We start from the raw sequence: 17,858 nt of genomic DNA, 5'->3' as shown, positions 1-17,858 counted from the left end.
CGTGTACAAAGCTAAAAAGCGAAATCAGGTTCTTAGGGACGGGTCCCTCTCTCATCTAAATTTGCAGCTATATAAAATAATTAAGTGGAGACATTTTCAAACTTTCGTTAGAATTATGACATATGAATATTTGAGAATTATAAAATAATTTTAGAAATTTCTGATGGTTACGGAGGTCAATCCATTGAAACCAAAACTAGAAGATGTAGCAAAGCGTGCGGGTGTTTCCCCAACGACGGTTTCCAGAGTCATGAATAACAGGGGATATATCAGTGAAAAGACACGCTCGTTAGTATATAACGCTATGGAAGAGTTGAATTATGTACCGAACGAAATGGCCAGATCGCTGCTATCCAAACAAAGCAACATTGTAGGATTAATTTTCCCAACGGTGAGTAACCCTTTTTATGCGGAGTTAATATTTCATATTGAGCTTGCTTGTGAGGAACTGGGGTATAAGGTTTTTCTGTGCAACAGTTTGAAAAGTGCAGAGAAGGAAGCGAATTATTTGAGAATGCTGCTACGGAACCAAGTGGATGGAATTATTGTCGGTAGTCATAACAGGGGCGTATTTGAGCGAGTAAACTCTTCATTTCCCATTGTCTCCATTGACCAGTATATTTCTGAAAATGCAGTTGTCGTCTCTTCGGATAATTATTTGGGCGGGAAGTTGGCAACGGAACATTTAATTCATAATGGCTGTCAAAAAATCGTTCATATCAATGGGCCGTACATGCTGCAAACCGATACACGTTTGCGCTTGGAAGCCTACCAAAAAACGATGGAGAACCACGGACGTGAATCCATTGTTTACGAAGTTCCAAGGTCTTTTGACCAAGATTTATATAAACAAATCATTCACCAGATTTTTAGTGAGCATCCGGATGTGGATGGTATTTTTGCGAGTGATGATATCTTGGCGGCAAACGTTTATTTTGAAGCTTTAAAGACAGGCAGACGTGTACCGGAAACCTTGAAAGTCGTTGGGTATGACGGGACAGAGACGGCCCAAGCTTTTATGCCACAGTTAACCACTATTCGACAGCCTATTGAGCTCATGGCTCGGCAAGCTGTGGGGATATTGAACAAACAAATAAATAACCAGGACTACTCGGGGGATCTAAACCCGCTGCTCCCGGTCCATTTGATCCTTGGGCAAACAACATAAATAAAGACCGTTCCCTTACTTTTGTATGAGGTAACGGTCTTTTGAATATTGTGTGTCAATCGTTTGACATATCAAACCTTTGGTATATAATATAAATCATTACAACGCTTTTGAAAACGCTTTACTCGCGTTGCGAATTTCACATCAGGGGACAGCAACATATTCAATATATCCCACAGAGGGAGAACAGGGGATGAACTATCGTGCCAATTAAAAATGAAATTATGCTTATCACTTATGCCGACAGTATGGGAAAGAATCTGAAAGAGCTGGGGGAACTGCTAAGCAGTCATTTTAAACATGTCGTCGGCGGCGTTCATTTGCTTCCTTTCTATCCGTCTTCGGCAGACCGGGGCTTTGCTCCGATGACCTATGAGACTGTTGATGCACCCTTTGGTGACTGGGAAGATATTGAACGGCTGTCTCAAGATTTCTACCTTATGTTTGATTTTATGATTAATCATATCTCTCGCAGCTCGGAATATTTTCAGGATTTTATCCAACATAAAGACGCTTCGCCGTACGCCGACTTGTTTATCCGGTACAAAAATTTCTGGCCTAATGGAGCGCCCACTCAGGAAGAAGTAGATTTGATTTATAAAAGAAAGCCACGTGCGCCTTATATTGATGTCGAGTTTAAGGATGGTACGACGGAAAAGGTATGGTGTACCTTTGATGAGGAACAGGTGGATCTTAATCTGCACTCGGATGTGACCCAGCAATTTGTCAGAGAAAATCTGGTTCGTCTGGCTGAAAAGGGTGCTTCCATCATCCGACTTGATGCTTTTGCATATGCTACCAAAAAAATAGGAACCAATTGTTTCTTCGTGGAGCCTGAAATTTGGGACATGCTGGGTGAAGCACAGGAGATATTGAAGCCATACGGCGTCGATGTCCTGCCGGAGATTCATGAGCATTATTCCATTCAGTTGAAGCTTGCCGAAAAGGATCATTGGGTTTACGATTTTGCCCTACCTATGCTGGTGCTGCACACACTGTATAGCGGTAATAGTGAGCGTCTCACGCACTGGCTGAACATCTGTCCGAGAAAGCAATTTACTACGCTGGATACTCATGATGGAATTGGAGTGGTGGATGCGAAGGGTTTAATGACAGATGAAGAGATCGAAGAGACTAAAGATCATTTGTTCTCCAAGGGAGCTAATATTAAAAGGGTATACAATACGGCTGCCTATAATAACCTGGATATCTATCAGCTCAACTGTACGTACTATTCAGCACTCGGCAACAACGATGATGCCTATATACTGGCAAGAGCTATTCAGTTTTTTGCACCGGGCATCCCTCAAGTCTATTATGTAGGACTGCTGGCAGGTGAAAATGACATCGACCTATTAGAAGAAACAAAGGTAGGCCGTAACATTAACCGGCATTACTATTCCCAAGAGGAAGTCATTGAAAACCTGGAAAGACTGGTTTTGAAGCGGTTGTTTAAGTTGATGGAATTCCGCAATTCCTATCCTGCATTTGATGGTGAAATCAAAATTGTAGAAGCTGGAAATCCCGATCAGTTGGAAATACAATGGGAAAAAGGGAGCTATCGCGCCCTTCTGAAAGCCAACGTGCGGACTCATGCATTTACAATTGATTATGTAGATTTGGAAAATGGATCTCTTGTGCGTCTGACAGACGTTTAACTGACAGGACCCATCGGATTCCAAGAGCGTAACAGAATATAATATCCTGCACGGTTATTCAGCCGCCTGCCCACAGTCTATTCCCTGTGGCGGGCGGCTTTTCTTTTTACGATAATCCCCGGGCGTGATGCCCTCCAGCTTTTTGAACATGCGAATGTTTATTGAGAGATTAAAGAGAAGAAATGAAAGCGTTAATTTTGAGGAAAAAAATAAAATGTGTTATTTTTTAAAAAAGTCTATACATATAAATTAAATATATAGACAAATAAAAAAGTATGGATTTATAATTACGCTGTAAACGTTTTCTAGTACTTAATATCCAGTAAGACCTTGAAGGGAAGGAATAATCATGAAGAAAATTTTACTGGCGTGCAGCTCAGGTATGTCTACAAGTTTGCTGGTTACCAAGATGCAGGAATATGCTAAGTCCATTGGAGATGAGGCTGAAATTTGGGCAGTAGGTCAAGATCAGGCGGCAGAAGATATGGCTAAGGCTGACGCGGTATTGATTGGCCCGCAAATGAGTTTTCTTAAAGGACAACTGGAGAAGGAAGCAGCTCAATATGGTATTCATGTAGAAGTGATCGACATGATGGCCTACGGAATGGTTGACGGTAAGAAAGCCTATGAACAGGCCGTGAAGCTGGTGGAACGCAAAAATGGATAAGGTCAATTTGCAGAACCAAAAGAACCAGCGCTACTGATGTTTTGGTAAAATGCTGACATAAAACAATTTTTAGTACAGGTGGTAGACAGATGAACAAATACGAGCGGATTGCACAAGAGGTCAAAGAGCGGATTATGAATAAGACCTATAGCAGTGATGATCCGATTCCCGATGAGATCTCACTGGCAAAAGAGTTTTGTGTAAGTCGGATGACGATTAAGCGGGCATTGGACACATTGGTGGCGGACGGGTTGCTGAATCGTAAAAGAGGACACGGAACCTTTATCGTCAAATCAGTTCACAATGACCCTGTTAACGTTGTCGTAAATGAAATGCTGGGGTTAACCAACGTACTGCGCGGGAAAGAGATCAAAAATAAAATCGTCGCCTTTGACGTTCAATTTCCATCCGAAGAGGTAGCGGCCCATCTATTTATTGATGTCAATTCTCCTGTATATCATGTGATCCGTCTGCGTGTCGTGGAGGGTGAGCCCTACGTTATCGAGCGCACATACATGCCCACGAAGCTGATCAGCGGTATTACCGAGGAGGTGCTGCACGGTTCGGTGTACAAGCATATCAAGGAGGAACTGGGCCTGAATATTGTCGGTTCACATCGTACCATCCGGGCGTCCAAGTCGACAGAACTGGATCGGGAGCATTTGGACTGTGCAGCGGATGATCCAATCCTGGAAATTGAGCAGGTGGGTTATCTGGATACGGGTATACCATTTGAATACTCATTCTCACGGCATCGGTATGACAAATTTGTGTTTACCACAGTCAATCGAATGCGTTGAGCTAGTGAGTACAAGGTAGATGATAATGTGGTAAAAAGAAAACATGGCAAAAGAGCCTCCTTTATGTAGGTGCTTTCCTGCCATGTTCTTTGTTTAATGAAGTGGATTAATTGCCAAACAATCTTACTTCATGCACCGTCGGGGTATACCAGTTGTTCGGATTATTGAATAGCACCGCATTTACAAGATTGATTCGCACGTAGCGAGCTTGAAAATTGACTTTGTCACTGGTAAAACCATACGTGGTATTACCTGTGCGATCAATCGTGGAGTAGTTAACTCCATCCATGCTGTATTCAATTTTATATTTGTAGTACGCTTCAGAGCCTTTGTACATAAACCATGAAATATCCACTTCGCTGATGGTCTTGCTACTGCCCAAATCGACCTGCCACCAAGCAGGCCAAGACGCAGATGCAGCCTTCCACGAGGTTTGAGCGTTGCCATCGTTCGCCAGTGAAGCTGGAGAAGCAGATGCGGCTGAGCTCGCAGTCGCTGTTTTGCCCTGTGCGTGATTCACAAGGGACGGCAGGATGACTGTGCCTGTCGCAGCATCCAGATCCCAGCTACTGTACCAATTCAGGGTTGCCGTTTTGTTGGAGTCATTCAGGGTCAATGGCAACCAGATGAATTTATGGTCGTTCAGTTTGAGCGGGTTCCAGCGGTCGCCCATATAGATGTAGCTGGTTCCTGCGCTGCCTGTAATCGTGGCGATGGAATGGATTTGCGAGCCGTAAGCCGCCGGATCACCGAAGGGCGACAGCGCAGACCAGCTTCCAGTCATGGAACTGGCAGTTGCGTAAGCTCCCTGATTCGGATACCAGCCGGATGCCTGCGAGGTGAACAGGTAGTAGGTATTGTTCTTTTTCACAACAGCAGGAGCTTCACGATAGCCATTTTCAAAAATCCAGCCAACGAACGACTGCACGCCTGTATAATCGGCTGTCAGCTTGAAGATTGCCATCGTATCGTTGGCGCCGCCATTTTTACGGGAAGCTGTAATAAGATAGCCGCTACCGTCAGTATCCGTGAACACTGTCATATCACGAGACTCGTAATTCAGCGGGCGGAAGCTGCCTTGGTAGGCAAAATTTCCGTCGGGTGTATCGCTGGTAGCGACGGCTACACGACCTAGTGAGTAGTCCGTGCTATTTTCATAATGCGCCCATAGTACATATTTTCCGGTGGTTTTGTTGTAAATGACTTTGGGACGTTCGATTTTGCTTGAATTCAGCTCGGGGGCGGAATCTTTGGTGAGAATAGTGCTGCGGAAGGACCAATTTTTCAAATCGGTTGAGGTGTATACGTTCACTTTTTCAAATTTCCAGTTCTCAGCATGCTCGCCGTACCAATAATAAGTGGAACCTACTTTTAGGATATTACCGCTGTTCGCCTGAATCGGGTTACCTGCGGTGTCCTTCCAATCCGTTCCGTTTGTAATGGCTGTGCTGGCGGTTGCGTTCAGGGATAGTCCTACATGGGTAGCGTCCAAACCATTCAGTGCTTGAATCGCTTCATTCCCGTAGGTTGCATGAGTCACGTCTGTCGTATTGGCATGTGCTGCTGCATCGGGTTGAAGAACTGTACCAGCCACTGCGAGTATGATACATGAACATGCACCTAACCATTTGCTGCTGTTGATCCACTTCACGATATCATCTGCCTCCTTTAACTCGAATAGGATGAGCCGGAACAGCTTGTCCGGTACCTCATCTTCGATTGTATCCTAATTGGAAGCGTTTACAAGCAGGATAAATTGAAGTCTTTGGAATGGTTCCCGTGGGAAGATGCCATCGCAACGAGTTTACTACGATTGGATAAAATTGTGCGTTTTATCATTGACACGTTCACAAATTATTTCAAATTTAAAGTGACTGGAATCACATGAACGGTTACTTTATGTGGGTATACTTGCTTTAAATTGAGGGTTACAAATGGGTGGATAATGTTGAAACACCCTTTGTTGATCTTATTTTGGAGAGAAGAGGGATACTAAGATGCTAAGTGAGCAAACCATTGCAACGATCAAATCGACTGTACCTGTTTTGGAGATACACGGAACTACAATCACCAAGCGCTTTTACCAGATGATGTTTGAGGCCCATCCCAAGCTTCTCAATATATTCAATCACGCGAATCAGAAGCAAGGACGTCAACAGGGAGCGCTGGCCAACGCTGTATATGCGGCTGCACAGCACATTGACCGCCTGGAAGAAATTCTCCCGGTGGTACGTCAGATTGCACATAAGCACCGCAGTTTGGGAATTAAGCCAGGACATTACCCTATCGTCGGAAAATATCTTCTTGCTGCGATCAAGGACGTGCTGGGAGATGCGGCTACAGACGAGATCATCAACGCATGGGCCGAGGCCTATGGTGTGATCGCTAATGTATTTATAGACGTGGAAGCTGAAATGTACAAGGAGGCGGAACAGCAGCAGGGAGGCTGGTCAGACTTTAAGAGCTTTGTTGTGCAGAAAAAGGTTAAGGAAAGCGAGCAAATTATGTCCTTTTATCTGGTGCCGCAGGATGGACAGTTACTGCCTACATTCGAGCCTGGACAATATATCAGCTTGAAAATGGAAATTCCGGGTGAACATAATACCCACATTCGTCAATATAGTCTTTCAGATGCACCGGGGCAACCTCACTACCGGATATCTGTAAAGCGTGAGGATGCCATAGAGTCCCGCCCGGCAGGTAAAGTTTCTGTGTATCTGCATGAGCAGGTGCAAGAGGGCGATGTGCTGCAGGTATCTGCACCGGCTGGTGATTTTACACTGGATCGGGCAGATCACAGACCTGTCGTGCTGATCAGCGGTGGGGTCGGGTTAACCCCGATGGTCAGCATGCTGGCTTCCTTGGTGAAGTCTGACCCGGATCGCCCTGTCACCTTTGTCCATGCAGCGGTCAATGGGGATAACCATGCTCTGCGTAATGAGGTGGAAATGCTGGTCGCCGCACATACCCTGGCCACAGTACGGTGGTGCTACAGCAGTCCAACGGAGCAGGATCGGCTGGCACAGGCCTTTCACAAGGAAGGCCGTCTGGACCTGCCTTGGCTGCAATCCGTAATACCGGATTGGAACGCCCAATATTATTTTTGCGGTCCTGAAGCGTTCATGCAATCGGTGTATGCACTGTTGAAGGAGTGGAATATCCCTGTTTCGGATATCCACTATGAATTTTTTGGCCCTGCCAGTGCGTGGGAAGCAGAAGCACAATGACACAATGAGCCAGCAAAAAGACGAAGGATAGTTGTCCTTCGTCTTTTTGCAATGATTAGAATTAGAAATTTGTGCTCAAAAATTCCATACCTCGCGGCATATATCGACGTAAAGCCTCCGGAATACGGATCGAACCGTCCTCTTGCTGATGATTCTCCAGCAACGGAATCAAAATCCGGGGCGAAGCAACCGCTGTGTTGTTGAGCGTGTAGCAATATTGCAGCTTGCCCTCCGCATTGCGGTAGCGGATGTTGGAACGGCGCGCCTGGAAATCAAGCAGTTGAGACGACGAATGTGTCTCGCCGTAAGCCTGCCGGCTAGGCATCCATGTCTCAATGTCCACCTGCTTGTAGGTTTTTTGCGCCATGTCGCCTGTACAGACAGCCATCTTGCGGTAGGGCAGCTCCAGCAGTTGAAGCAGGTCCTCCGCATTGCGCGTAATCTCCTGGAACATCTGCTCCGAAGCGTCCAGACTGGCTTCGCAAAGCACGACCTGCTCCACCTTGGCAAACTGGTGCACACGATACAGTCCGTGCACATCCCTTCCGGCTGAGCCGACCTCATTGCGGAAGCATACGGACACGGCCGCCAGCCGAATCGAGTCCGTAACATCCACAATCTCACCGCTGTAATACGAGACCAGCGGCACTTCCGAAGTGCCTACAAGCCACTGATCCTCTCCTGTGATGCGGTACGTCTGATCCAGTCCGAGCGGGAAGAAACCAGTGTTGCGCATCGCCTCTGCACGTACCATCAGCGGAACATCCAGCAACTGGAATCCACGTTCAGTCAGCAGATCCACCGCAAGCTGCTGCACAGCCCGATGCAATGCGGCCCCTGCTCCCGTCAGATAGTAGTTACGGGTACCGGCTGTTTTGACACCCCGAGGAACGTCGATTAGCTTATGAAGCTTACCGAGCGCCATATGATCCTTTGCTTCAAATCCGAAGTTCGGAACCGCCCCGACCCGCTCTAGTTCTACATTATCCTCATCTGATCTCCCTCGTGGCGTATCTGGTGATACGATATTAGGCATCAGAAGCAAGAGCTGTTGAAACTGTTCCTCTACTTCCTGTTGCGGGGCTTCCAGAAGATCTAGCCGTCCGTTAATTTCTTTGACCTGCCGCTTTGCCCCTTCTGCCTGTTCACTTTTGCCGGCATGGATGAGCGCGGCAATATCCTGACTACACTGATTACGCTTCTGCCGAAGTTGTTCCACTTCCTGAAGTAGCTGCTTTCTCCGATCATCCAGGGTCAGCAGCTCTGCGACCGATACCTGTATTCCTTTGCCGTCTGCTGCCTTCTGAACCTGCTCTTGATGCTCTCTAATCCATTTGATAGCCAACATGACACCGCACTCCTTTTCGGATAAAAATACAAAAAGCGCCCTCATCCACATGGGACGAGGAGCGCTTTGATCTCGCGGTGCCACCCAAATTGACCGGACAGCATGACAGATGTCATGACTCTCCAATCCACTTTGCTCCGCTGTAACGGGCGGGTCCGGTTTACTTAGGTACATATCGCCATATCCTACGCTAACGTATGGTCCTTGGCGTAAACGCCTCCGAGTTGGATGCTCTTCACAGGCATAATATCGTTTGCTTTTTTGTTAGTATACGGATTTTCGCCAGGTTAATCAAGGGCATGAGTCGGCACATTGGATGACTTCCTTTTTTCATCGTGATCTTTCCAATAGCCAGTCCCAAACGTTGAACGAAAAAGCCTTCAAAACCACCGTTAAAATGGGCTTGAAGGCATCTTTATTGCTTGAAATCCTGTCTAAAGTGGGGCTAAAAAATCATAAAATGACTTTTGGGACAGCCCCTTTCTCGTTCTTAGAAACCTTTGTATTGTGGTTCTTCATTCTCTAACTGCTGTACTCGGCCCTCGACTTGCTGCAAAATTTGTTGTGTTTGCTGAGCCGCGTTTGTAAAAAGAGTTTTTGCCTCTTGATTTTGGGTGCTCAAAGCGAATGTTTCTAAGCTAGCCTGAGCGCTTTTTAATGAAGCAACACACGTTTTGACATCGGAAGCTACGGTCATTTTGATTCACCTCCTTAAAAGGATTAAGGCGTAAGGAACGGAAATACTACTATTCCTGCCCAGACGACATATATAATGTATCCCCTTTTTTCGAAATCATACACCGAAAAGAGCGATAAAAAGCAAAATCAAAGGAAAGTGATCTTGCATAAAAAAGTAAACATTTACATTTAAATGAATAAAAAGACGAGAAACTGACGATCTTGCTTATATATGGTTTACCATCAATTGGGAAATTGTACTTAGTAAAAAGAATAAAGGGGGCTACATGATGCCAGACTGGTTACTTACTGCAATACGGACATTGTTAGCGATTGTCGTACTTTTTATAATGACTAAGCTATTGGGAAAGAGGCAGATTTCCCAGCTATCCTTTTTTGAGTACATCACTGGGATCACGATTGGAAGCTTAGCAGCCTATACTTCATTAGAGATGGATCAAAAATGGCATTTAAGTGTCATTTCATTGTCTGTATGGGTATGCGTCTCTTTAGGGATCGAGTTTTTACAACTTAAGAGTAAAAAAGCAAGGGATTTTATCGACGGTAAACCAAGGGTCATAATTAAAGACGGAAAAATTCTTGAGGATAACCTTAAGAAGGAACGACTTACCACCGACGAACTGATGGAACAGCTGCGAAAAAAAGATGTTTTTCTAGCGTCGGATGTAGAATTTGCGATTATGGAACCGAGTGGAGACATTAACGTCCTGCTAACGAAAGAAAATCAACCCCTAACGCCCAAACATCTAGGCATTAAGGTGGGGCCCGAAAAGGAGCCGCAGGTAGTCATTATGGATGGAAATGTCATGGATGAACCATTAGCTGTGATGGGGCTCAACCGGGGTTGGCTGGATACGGAACTCGAAAAGATAGGCGTTGCAATTGAAAACGTGCTTTTTGGTCAGGTAGATGCCTACGGCCAGCTTTATGTTGACTTATTTGACGATCAGATCAAAGTTCCTAAGCCTCAGAATAAAGCTTCTTTGCTGTCGACTTTAAAGAAATGTGAAGCGGATCTTGAAATGTTCAGCCTTACCACCAAAGCGCCAAATGCAAAAAAAATGTATGGAGAATGCGCAAAAGAGCTGGAACGGGTCATTGAGGAAATCAAACCGCTACTTATTCGTTAGATTAGATGATCAGGAGGACTAAAAAATGAGCAATGAAAAGATGAAAAAAGCAACGCCAGTCCAACAGGAGTATCAACAACTCGCCAGCCAGCTTGAACCCAAACGGCCCTTATTCCAAAACTGCTGGCGTGCGTTTCTTACCGGGGGGATGATTTGTGTAATTGGACAAGCCATTCAGGAAATGTTTGTTCATTGGGCCGGCTTTGATGAGAAAAAAGCAGCCAGTCCCACTGCGGCCGTGTTAATTCTCATTTCCATTATTTTAACGAGCCTCGGCTTATATGACAAAATCGCGCAATGGGCAGGTGCCGGTTCGGCTGTTCCCGTAACTGGTTTTGCAAATTCAATGGCATCCGCAGCTATTGAACATCGCAGTGAAGGATTGGTTTTAGGCGTCGGCGGACAAATGTTTAAACTTGCCGGTCCGGTTATTGTTTTTGGAACTGTAGCGGCATTTGTTGTAGGGATCATCACGTTTGTGCTTAAGGGTACTGGAGGAGGACACTGACATGCTAAAAGGGCATCAAAGTTGGATCTTTGAGAATAAACCGAATATTAAGGCCTCGGCTACCGTAGTTGGCCCATTTGAAGGCAGAGGACCGCTTGCTGGTGATTTTGACATCATACATGGTGACTCCATGCTGGAAGAAGAAAGCTGGGAAAAAGCTGAGAAAATTTTGATTGAACAGGCCGCAAAGCTGGCGATTGAAAAAGCAGGGTTAACCAAGGAGCAAGTCCATTTTCATATTGGCGGCGATTTGATGAATCAAATCATCAGCACCACCTTTGCCGCTCGTACTCTGTCGATCCCCTATCTTGGCGTGTTCGGTGCCTGTTCAACCTCGATGGAAAGCTTGGCTCTTGCGTCCGCACTCGTCAATAGTGGAGCAGCGAAATTTATATTGGCAGGGACCTGTAGTCACAATTCAAGCGTAGAGAAACAGTTCCGGTATCCGACAGAATATGGTTCACAAAAGCCGCCAACTGCCCAATATACCGTGACCGGTGCCGGTGCAGCGATCGTTTCGCAAGAGGGGGAAGGACCTGTTACCACGTCAGCGACAATTGGCCGGGTTATCGATATGGGGATTACCGATCCGTTTAATATGGGGGCAGCCATGGCACCTGCTGCGGTGGACACCATTCAAGCTCATTTTCGAGATTTACAAATCGAGCCCGGTTATTATGATCTGATCGTCACAGGCGATCTGGGCAAAGTAGGCTATGAGATTGCCTGCAAACTGTTTGAAAAACATAACTTTCCGATTCATCAAACGGAATATGCTGACTGTGGCATGATGATTTACGACTATGATACTCAGATGGTGCAGGCGGGGGCAAGCGGTTGTGGTTGTTCGGCTGTTGTCACCTACGGTCATTTACTCAAACGCATGCAAATGGGAGAAATCAAACGCATGCTTGTTGTTGCTACCGGGGCGCTCTTATCGCCGCTTTCGTATCAACAAGGAGAAAGTATTCCTTGTATCGCACATGCTGTAGCGATCGAATCAGGAGGGAGAATCTGACATGATCTTTTTATGGGCCTTTCTTGTAGGGGGCGCAATTTGCGTCTTCGGACAGATTTGTTTTGATGTGTTTAAACTGACTCCAGCCCATACCATGACGTTACTCGTCGTGCTGGGAGCAGCCGCGGACGGACTTGGCTTGTATGACCCGCTCGTTAGAATTGCCGGAGCCGGAGCTTCCATTCCAATCACCAGTTTTGGAAACTCTCTGGTTCACGGCGCTTTAGAGGAATTACAGAAAGACGGATGGATCGGAGTCATTACCGGTATATTCAAGGTCACCAGCGCAGGTATTTCGGCAGCCATTATTTTCTCATTTTTGGCAGCCTTGCTGATTAAGCCAAAAGGTTAAGGATGCGATAAGTGGGTAAGCATCACTTGAAAACGAGCTAAATACCGTTTTTATTCGTTCTCACTTGCTTCGCGGACCTGAGCCAGGCGTCCTGCATAGATCCACCGATAGATCGTTTTGAACGACACGATATTCGTCATCTGTTCTTCCGGCTGAGCCGACCTCATTGCGGAAGCATACCGATACAGCCGCCAGCCGGATCGGGTTCGTGACATCTACGATTTCACCGCTGTAATACGCGACGAGCGGCACCTCCGAAGTACCCACAAGCCATTGATCCTCCCCTGCGATGCGGTAGGTCTGATCCAGCCCAAGTGGGAAAAAGCCGGTGCTGCGCATTGCCTCCGAGCGTACCATTAGCGGAACGTCAGCAGCTGGAATCCCCGTTCAGTCAGCAGATCCACTGCAAGCTGCTGCACAGCCCGGTGCAATGCAACCCCCGCTCCCGTCAGGTAGTAATTCCGGGTTCCGGCTGTTTTGACGCCTCGGGGAACGTCGATCAGGCTGTGAAGCTGGCCGAGTGCCATATGATCCTTCGGTTCATTATTTCAAATTGTGCACGATTATTTGAGCGTTTTGGTGTGAATGCTGTCCTTGAAACAGGAAAAAAACTTCAGAAAATGTGGAAAGAAATTGATCAAAAAGATGGCTTTGCTCTTGATAACAACTAGTTTTTTACGAGAACTTTTACTACCAGTTCAGGCTAAAGATCCAACCTTTGACACACCCAAACCACAGTAACACGTTGGTACAACTTGATCCGAGCACTAATTCATTACTAAAGACCAGCTTAGACGCTGGTCCAGGCTGTCGAGAAACCCCCTGTTTTTTTAATGAGGTTTAAAATGGCTCTTTTGATCAAATAAAAATGGGTCCTCAGATCGTTTTAAATCGATTTTTGTTTTAAAAGTTGAGTCTCCCCAAACAAAAAATAAAGTGCCGGAAAGTCCGTTGGACTTTCTCGACACTCTGGACCAGCTTAGACGCTGGTCTTTTTTTGTTAGATTATGCTGACTTTTGATTGCTAAAATAGCGATCCATATTTCCACATTCCAACCTAAAATGAGATTCATTAGGAGGGGATGCGCTATGAATACAGATGAAACGTTAAACCAACAGTTGGAAGATGCCCGGCAACGATTGCATGATCTGTACGAAGAGTATGGTTTCGGACATGCCTGTGTGCTGGAGCAGTCTATGTTTTTGGATGAACTGATTAATCAGTACAACCGAATGTTCCAGACCAGGAAGCAGACCCAACTGGTGTAACCTGACAACATCATATTTTCAGATCCATTTTATGCAAAACTATTCCTCCTCTCATCTAACTAATATAATAATTCTATAAAATGGCTTTTTTAAGAAGAAAATACATTAACATGTCATAAAATGTAATTTTTATTCGTGGAAAAATATAAATCATGTGATATGATCGAGATTTTGATGATGGCGTGCTTACGGATGAACGAGTGAACGCTTCCTAATTCTTTCATTAATGGCTGGAATTGGTCACGTCTATTGACTATTCATAACTTACGAGCCAATTCCTCCTGCTGATGTACTAGAGAGACTGTATCATCCTGATAAGATATCAACAAAGGATGGATTGTTTGTAAAAACACTTCAAAGTGAAGAGAAATCCCAGTCAAGATGAAGTAGTGTATGATGGTTCAATGACTACTGATAAAACTAAAGCGATCATTCAATATGACGCTATCTATATCAAGGAAGAAGATAACGAGTGAATTGGTGTCCAGTAGGTGGTCCCATTGGGGGCATCTTTTGATATGTAGGTTGATGTGATTGGTTACTGATATATCTCAAGAACTCCAACCAGCACCACGGGAGACCGAACCCCAATAAAACAGAAGCCGTGTTGCAATCTTTTGATAAAGCCATTGTTTCACCTACAAAAATTTAATCGTTAAATTAAAGCGTGGTGAAGGGCCGATCTTTTGAAAAGAAAGTTTTTAAGATCAATAGACAGCGTTTAATTCGATCAGATCCTAACAAAAATGTGTCAAAAGGAAAATTGAAAAACTATGTAATACTTATTTTAGGAAGGGAGGATTCGATGTGAACAAGCGACTCGGAACAATTATTGTTGTTTTAGGTCTAACTGTTGTTGTCGGAGGGGGAATAACCGTCATACAAAATCAAACTTTTGCCAATGAAATCAAAAACGAGGCTAAAGCTACAGACGACTCTGACTGGCTCTCACCAGAGAGAAAGAAAGAACTAGAACATCTAGCTCAATCTAAACAACCCCACATCCTGTTAACTGAGCACGGAGATTTTTATCCAGTTAAGGTTCCAAACAAGTACCCAAGCGATCAGGTTGCAAATTTGGACAATGATGGGGAAGGATTAACAGCTAAGACAAAGCAGGTCATTTTAAGAAATTTCACCTACGAAAAAAAGGATATAAAAAACTAAGGTTTTGTATGGAACGTTCATTAGATTGGCGTTCCTTTTCTTATTCTGTTTACGAGTGAAACGTTCTAGTCAATTTTTCTAAATCCATATTTCATATTTGTGAAGGAAAAAAGGTAGGCTATATTGGAATAATATTAAATTAAATTCCTCATTTCGCTGTTCAAAGTGGGCTATAGTCTCTATAATGCCTTTTTAATTTCATGTAAAATGTAATGATTACCAAAATGAACAGCGATGGAGGAAAACATGGAGGATTTTAAAGATCGTTTACATACGATTCGCCAGGAACAGAACAAGCTGCTCAAGGAGTATCAAACCTTAATTGCGGACTATGAAGCCTCGGATGTCATTCTGGAGAATGAGGTACTGCGACAAAAATTTGAGGAATATCAGGCTCGTTGTATTCATTTGGAGGAGCGAGTGCGACATATTGAGCAGGAGAATGGGAAGCTGCGCACTTCGCTAACGGAGCAAATGCTGAGTGAAAAGGCGAATATGATCCGCATTTCCCGTGAAAAGCTGGAGACCTATTTTGCTTCCAAAATAACAGACGGGCAAAATCGGCTGGCAGCCTTTGAGTATGGGGCTAAGAACCGGGTGGATCACCTTATTCAGCAAGCCACGCATGAGCTTAAAGAGGATCAGGAGGAAATCGTCGCCAGATTGCGACTGTTCTCGGAGGAGATCCGTGACCGAATCATGAAGCAACGCCAACGTTTCCAAGAGGCTGAGCAAAATCTGCTTCATCATACGACGAATGGACTGGAGCAACTTCAGGAAGAAGAGATCAGCGAAGAAACGATGCAGAAGCGCATCAAGCAAAATCAGTTTGAAATGAAGCTAGGCCTGAACTGGATCAACAAGCTGGGAATTTTGCTCATTATTCTGGGTGTAGGAGCCGCCTTTAAATATTCATATTCGAATTGGTTTACAGGAAATATGAAGGGCGTAGCCTTCTTTCTGCTGGGAGCGTTGATGCTAATCAGCGGTGATTGGCTGTACCGCAAGCAAAAGCAGACCTTTGCGCTCGGTATTTTGGGCGGCGGGATTTCCGTACTGTATGGATCTATTTTTTACAGCTACTTTTTATTGGAAATCATAGGGATGTATACAGGCATCGGCTTATCCGTGCTGGTTACGGTAACCGCTGTGCTATTGTCGTTAAGGTATGAATCGCGAACGATTTGCTCTTTTGGATTAGTAGGGGGATATCTCCCGCTGTTTTCCTATATGGCTGCGAACGGGCTGGAAGGGAACGCGGTTTATATCGCTATGGGCTATCTGTTTCTGTTAAACCTGCTCATTTTGCTCGTATCCTTGCGCAAACGGTGGGTCATTGTGCAATATATCAGCTTTTTGCTTAATACGCCTTTGATGATTGTGCTGGCGTGGTTATCGGAAAGCGCCGCAGCGAGCATGCTGTATGCAGTTATTACATTTGCGATGTACCTCGGTATGACGCTGTGGGTACCGTTCCGTTTGAAAGCAAAGCTGTCATGGCTGGATTTCTCCCTGCTGGCTCTGAATACCGTCGTGAGCTGCAGCGTTCTGTACTCTCTCTTTGGTGATGCGGGTCTGGATGATTACAAAGGCTTGCTGGCGTTCGTCTTTTGCCTGGTGTATGGGGGATTGGGACGTTGGGTTAGTCGATATATTCCAGAGGAGAAACAGACCAAAATATTATTTTATGCGACTTCACTGACCTTTGTCATTCTCATGATTCCGTTCCAGTTTGGAGTCAGATGGCTATCCATGGGCTGGTTGATCGAGGCCGTTCTTCTGACATTGTGTGGGCGCCATTACCGATTAAAGGAATTGGAGCGAGCAGGCTGGGGCATTTTATTACTGTGTCTGGGTGCATTCTTCTTCGTCGATTTTCCTATATACCTGCTGTCAGGATTTGAGACGGATTATTTTGGGCTTAAATATACACTCATTACGCTGGGGATGTTGGTTGTTACTGTCTTTTATGCCATTCAATTCAGCCGTCCGGATGCTTTCAAAAACAATCGTTTGTCCGAAATGCGTATCATGCAAGGATTTAAATATCTAACCTTGGTGAACGTGTACTGCTACCTCTTATATGAAGCCGGGCATTGGTACAACATCTTCGTGTCGGACAATTTTACACACTATACTTTATACAAGGTATTGCTGTACACCTGCGTATCGCTGGTATTGGCGTATTTCCTGCCTAAAGTGAAGCTGCTGTACGATCGGGTGATTCAATATTACAGCCTGATTCTATACGTCATAGGCTACGCGCTGGGACTCTTGGCCACGGTAGCGATTCCAACCTTGCATGGAGATTACGCGCAAAATACGGCTGCTGATTATGTGGCGCTAGCGGTACTCGCAGCTTTTAATGTATTGGTATTCTTCAGCAGCAGGGATTTCCTGAACGCGCTGATGACACGCCATTATAGAAGTACAGAGCTGTATCCAGTCATTATGGGGGTATATTTGCTGGGCATTATTACCGCTTTTCTCGGAGTTCAGTTCCAACTGGGGGATGCAGGTCTTATGTTTAGTCTGGTATATCTGCTGCTGGCGATTCTGTATATCGTATACGGCTTCCTCAAGCGGTTGGTCTACATTCGCAGATTTGGTCTGGGACTGACCCTGCTGTCGACAGGTAAATTGCTTTTGTATGATCTACATCTGTTAACATTAGGAAGCACCATCGTAGCTTACTTCTCCTTTGGCGTGGTTCTACTGGCGATTTCGTATATTTATCAAAAAGTATCCAATCGCATGGGAGAGGCCGTTATAAAGAAGGATGTCGAAGAAAAAATGTAGTTTTATGTAGAGTTTTGTTGGAATGTGTAGGTTTTCAACAATATGAAA

At 45.1% G+C, this 17,858-nt stretch carries 15 protein-coding genes and 1 pseudogene; 12 read left to right on the top strand and 4 right to left on the bottom strand.

Annotated features, from left to right (window positions below; translation table 11 throughout):
• Nucleotides 1–184: 184 nt before the first annotated feature.
• The 4 genes from GCU48_RS09620 to GCU48_RS09605 all read left to right on the top strand — a co-directional run bounded on the left by GCU48_RS09620 (nucleotide 185) and on the right by GCU48_RS09605 (nucleotide 4,293).
• On the top strand, nucleotides 185–1,168 hold the full coding sequence (locus tag GCU48_RS09620; RefSeq protein ID WP_152379858.1) for a LacI family DNA-binding transcriptional regulator: 984 nt from the start codon (nucleotides 185–187) through the stop codon (nucleotides 1,166–1,168).
• 203 nt (nucleotides 1,169–1,371) lie between these two features.
• Nucleotides 1,372–2,826: a sucrose phosphorylase gene (gene gtfA / locus GCU48_RS09615; RefSeq protein WP_152379857.1), complete on the top strand. Its 1,455-nt coding sequence runs from the start codon at nucleotides 1,372–1,374 to the stop codon at nucleotides 2,824–2,826.
• A gap of 349 nt (nucleotides 2,827–3,175) precedes the next feature.
• Nucleotides 3,176–3,493, top strand: coding sequence for a PTS sugar transporter subunit IIB (locus GCU48_RS09610; protein ID WP_152379856.1), 318 nt, complete (start codon nucleotides 3,176–3,178; stop codon nucleotides 3,491–3,493).
• Nucleotides 3,494–3,582: 89 nt separating this feature from the next.
• Nucleotides 3,583–4,293 carry a GntR family transcriptional regulator gene (locus GCU48_RS09605; RefSeq protein WP_152379855.1) on the top strand — a complete coding sequence of 237 codons (711 nt, stop codon included), beginning with the start codon at nucleotides 3,583–3,585 and terminating at the stop codon, nucleotides 4,291–4,293.
• 106 nt (nucleotides 4,294–4,399) lie between these two features.
• Here the strand turns inward: GCU48_RS09605 and GCU48_RS09600 are convergent, their stop codons facing one another.
• Nucleotides 4,400–5,944, bottom strand: a complete 1,545-nt coding sequence (locus GCU48_RS09600) for a family 43 glycosylhydrolase (protein WP_152379854.1) — start codon at nucleotides 5,942–5,944, stop codon at nucleotides 4,400–4,402.
• 346 nt (nucleotides 5,945–6,290) lie between these two features.
• Here GCU48_RS09600 and hmpA point away from each other — a divergent pair, with 346 nt between their 5' ends.
• Complete coding sequence (gene hmpA / locus GCU48_RS09595; protein ID WP_152379853.1) at nucleotides 6,291–7,520, top strand: NO-inducible flavohemoprotein; 1,230 nt, start codon at nucleotides 6,291–6,293, stop codon at nucleotides 7,518–7,520.
• 61 nt (nucleotides 7,521–7,581) lie between these two features.
• On the opposite strand, the gene serS is transcribed toward hmpA, so the two are convergent.
• Together serS and GCU48_RS09585 are read right to left on the bottom strand one after the other, a co-directional pair.
• Entirely contained in the window at nucleotides 7,582–8,868 is a 1,287-nt protein-coding gene (gene serS / locus GCU48_RS09590) for a serine--tRNA ligase (protein WP_152379852.1), read from the bottom strand.
• A 490-nt stretch (nucleotides 8,869–9,358) separates the two neighbouring features.
• The gene (locus tag GCU48_RS09585) at nucleotides 9,359–9,565 is read right to left on the bottom strand and encodes a DUF1657 domain-containing protein (protein WP_014280765.1); all 207 of its coding nucleotides are present in this window, start codon (nucleotides 9,563–9,565) and stop codon (nucleotides 9,359–9,361) included.
• Nucleotides 9,566–9,836: 271 nt separating this feature from the next.
• On the opposite strand from GCU48_RS09585, the gene GCU48_RS09580 reads away from it, so the two are divergent.
• The 4 genes from GCU48_RS09580 to spoVAE are packed head-to-tail and all read left to right on the top strand — an operon-like array spanning nucleotide 9,837 to nucleotide 12,575.
• Complete coding sequence (locus tag GCU48_RS09580; RefSeq protein WP_152379851.1) at nucleotides 9,837–10,697, top strand: DUF421 domain-containing protein; 861 nt, start codon at nucleotides 9,837–9,839, stop codon at nucleotides 10,695–10,697.
• 25 nt (nucleotides 10,698–10,722) lie between these two features.
• Nucleotides 10,723–11,205: a stage V sporulation protein AC gene (gene spoVAC / locus GCU48_RS09575; protein WP_152379850.1), complete on the top strand. Its 483-nt coding sequence runs from the start codon at nucleotides 10,723–10,725 to the stop codon at nucleotides 11,203–11,205.
• A gap of 1 nt (nucleotide 11,206) precedes the next feature.
• A complete protein-coding gene (spoVAD, locus tag GCU48_RS09570) occupies nucleotides 11,207–12,223 on the top strand; it encodes a stage V sporulation protein AD (RefSeq protein WP_152379849.1) in 1,017 nt (338 codons plus the stop codon).
• 1 nt (nucleotide 12,224) lies between these two features.
• A complete protein-coding gene (gene spoVAE / locus GCU48_RS09565; protein ID WP_152379848.1) occupies nucleotides 12,225–12,575 on the top strand; it encodes a stage V sporulation protein AE in 351 nt (116 codons plus the stop codon).
• A gap of 117 nt (nucleotides 12,576–12,692) precedes the next feature.
• Here the strand turns inward: spoVAE and GCU48_RS09560 are convergent.
• Nucleotides 12,693–13,117: pseudogene (locus tag GCU48_RS09560) on the bottom strand (serine--tRNA ligase); the annotation flags it as partial.
• 547 nt (nucleotides 13,118–13,664) lie between these two features.
• Here GCU48_RS09560 and GCU48_RS09555 point away from each other — a divergent pair.
• From GCU48_RS09555 to GCU48_RS09545, 3 genes are all read left to right on the top strand, one after another.
• Nucleotides 13,665–13,844, top strand: coding sequence for an aspartyl-phosphate phosphatase Spo0E family protein (locus tag GCU48_RS09555; RefSeq protein ID WP_152379847.1), 180 nt, complete (start codon nucleotides 13,665–13,667; stop codon nucleotides 13,842–13,844).
• An 807-nt stretch (nucleotides 13,845–14,651) separates the two neighbouring features.
• On the top strand, nucleotides 14,652–15,011 hold the full coding sequence (locus GCU48_RS09550) for a hypothetical protein (protein ID WP_152379846.1): 360 nt from the start codon (nucleotides 14,652–14,654) through the stop codon (nucleotides 15,009–15,011).
• A gap of 246 nt (nucleotides 15,012–15,257) precedes the next feature.
• Nucleotides 15,258–17,810 (top strand): DUF2339 domain-containing protein, encoded by a 2,553-nt coding sequence (locus GCU48_RS09545; protein WP_152379845.1) that lies wholly within the window; start codon nucleotides 15,258–15,260, stop codon nucleotides 17,808–17,810.
• Nucleotides 17,811–17,858 lie beyond the last annotated feature (48 nt).

Source organism: Paenibacillus brasilensis, from assembly GCF_009363115.1.
GTDB classification, from domain to species: Bacteria; Bacillota; Bacilli; order Paenibacillales; family Paenibacillaceae; genus Paenibacillus; species Paenibacillus brasilensis.
This window is presented reverse-complemented; position numbering and strand designations above follow the sequence as displayed.

Excerpts from the sequence above, each read along its gene's own strand:
- serS (WP_152379852.1), bottom strand. The coding sequence starts at position 8,868 with ATGTTGGCTATCAAATGGATTAGAGAGCATCAAGAGCAGGTTCAGAAG.
- spoVAC (WP_152379850.1), top strand. The coding sequence starts at position 10,723 with ATGAGCAATGAAAAGATGAAAAAAGCAACGCCAGTCCAACAGGAGTAT.
- GCU48_RS09585 (WP_014280765.1), bottom strand. The coding sequence starts at position 9,565 with ATGACCGTAGCTTCCGATGTCAAAACGTGTGTTGCTTCATTAAAAAGC.
- GCU48_RS09545 (WP_152379845.1), top strand. The coding sequence starts at position 15,258 with ATGGAGGATTTTAAAGATCGTTTACATACGATTCGCCAGGAACAGAAC.
- spoVAE (WP_152379848.1), top strand. The coding sequence starts at position 12,225 with ATGATCTTTTTATGGGCCTTTCTTGTAGGGGGCGCAATTTGCGTCTTC.
- GCU48_RS09555 (WP_152379847.1), top strand. The coding sequence starts at position 13,665 with ATGAATACAGATGAAACGTTAAACCAACAGTTGGAAGATGCCCGGCAA.
- GCU48_RS09605 (WP_152379855.1), top strand. The coding sequence starts at position 3,583 with ATGAACAAATACGAGCGGATTGCACAAGAGGTCAAAGAGCGGATTATG.
- spoVAD (WP_152379849.1), top strand. The coding sequence starts at position 11,207 with ATGCTAAAAGGGCATCAAAGTTGGATCTTTGAGAATAAACCGAATATT.
- GCU48_RS09580 (WP_152379851.1), top strand. The coding sequence starts at position 9,837 with ATGCCAGACTGGTTACTTACTGCAATACGGACATTGTTAGCGATTGTC.
- hmpA (WP_152379853.1), top strand. The coding sequence starts at position 6,291 with ATGCTAAGTGAGCAAACCATTGCAACGATCAAATCGACTGTACCTGTT.
- GCU48_RS09610 (WP_152379856.1), top strand. The coding sequence starts at position 3,176 with ATGAAGAAAATTTTACTGGCGTGCAGCTCAGGTATGTCTACAAGTTTG.